This window comes from Chryseobacterium sp. L12, assembly GCF_056133985.1.
Genome location: NZ_JBVYOF010000022.1, coordinates 1 through 1,588 on the forward strand (window position 1 = coordinate 1; position 1,588 = coordinate 1,588).

1 protein-coding gene is annotated in these 1,588 nt (G+C 44.6%); it reads right to left on the reverse strand.

Features of this window, described 5'->3' with window-relative positions:
* The coding region (locus tag AC0NBN_RS12805; RefSeq protein ID WP_474468535.1) for a T9SS type A sorting domain-containing protein at nucleotides 1-1,510 on the reverse strand (1,510 nt) is incomplete at its 3' end.
* Nucleotides 1,511-1,588 lie beyond the last annotated feature (78 nt).

Sequence of the window (1,588 nt, forward strand, 5' to 3'; positions counted from 1 at the left end):
CGTACTCCGTAATGTCCGCTTCAGCTTTCCCAGCACCCAGCTTCCAGCTTGCGGACTCCATTCCAGTCTCCACATAACAGTAATCACTCACCGGATTCGGATAGATTCTGATGTCCTGCTTCTCAATCAGTTGGTCAATCTGACTGTCACCCAGCTTCACGATCTTCCAGTTTTCTTTGCCCAGTTCTTCAGCACTTGTTCCTGCCAAAACAATCGACCCGTCACGATTCAGTCTGAGGTCTGAAAGTCTTTCCTCTCTTTGTCTGCTTTCTCCTTTCACGTATTTCCGCCACTGCTCATTGCCGTTTTGGTCAAGATAGAGCATCCAGAAGGTCTCGTCATTGGCTTCCGTTCTGCCTTCCGACTGCGTATAACCACCCAGCAAAATGCCTTGGGTTAAGTCTTTATTCTTTTCTCTTTCATCTTTTCTCTGAATCACATTCATCCCCATCAACAAATCACGGTTTCCGAAGTTGTAGGATTTCTGCCAGAGTTCTTCGCCACGGCTGTTCAAAGAGACGAGCCAAACATCTGTTCCTTCCTCAATTCCCACGGTTTTATTGCCTGACCTTTCCGATCTGGAGCTTCCCCCGATAATGTATCCTGATGAAGTAAACGCCAGAGTGGTTAAGTGATCATCACCTTTCCCTCCGAAATTCTTTTCCCATTCCACCTTTCCGTCTTTGTTAAGCTTAATGATCCAGTAATCACCCTCGCCTTCGTTACCTGTAGACTTGGAGTAACGTGCTTCGGGATTCGAGGTTTCACTTATGCCCTGTATCCCGGAACTCTTACCAGAACCCGCATCGCGTACCTCGGAACTTCTGGAATACACTCCCAATAACGCCCCTCCGTCCGGAGTAGGAATCATTTTCTCTACTTCATCCAGTCCTCTTCCGCCTAAAATAATCTGTGAAATTTCTTTTCCGTTTTTATTGAGTTTGATGACCATTACATCTTTAGAACCAAAACCTTTGGGTGAATTTTTTACGCTTCCTGCCACCAGAAATCCGAAATCGGTGGTCTGGATAACAGCTTTTGCTTCCTCATCCTGAGCGGTTCCGATGGTTTTCTGCCAAAGCTCATCACCAAATTCGTTCAGTCTTATAATCCAAATGTCTGATCCGCCTTTGGAAGCGTCTTTCTTATCCAGTCCGGCTGTGGAAAATGAAGTTCCCACTACCGCAAAACCTCCGTCCTGCGTACTGATCGTAGACTGAATGTAATCGTGGTTTTTTCCGGCAAAATATTTTTCCCAGACCTGTTCGCCCTGCTGGTTGAGCTTTACCAAATGGAAATCGTAACCGTTGTTTTGCTTACTGCCTTCAGCTTGCAGCTTACTGCTTTGAATAGAGCTTCCGGTAATAAGATACTGCTGATCAATAGTGGTAGTCACCTGCGAGAGAAAATCCTGGGTATTGGAACGGATGTCTTTCTGCCATCTTACCTCCTGATCCTGCAATACAGCCATGGTGCATACAAGAAATGCACCCGAGTAGAGTTTTTTCATAGCTGCGTTTTTTTTAATCGTTAATTTTTCAAATATAAATGATTTTTTTTAATGTATAATTCACCATTTTTTAACAAA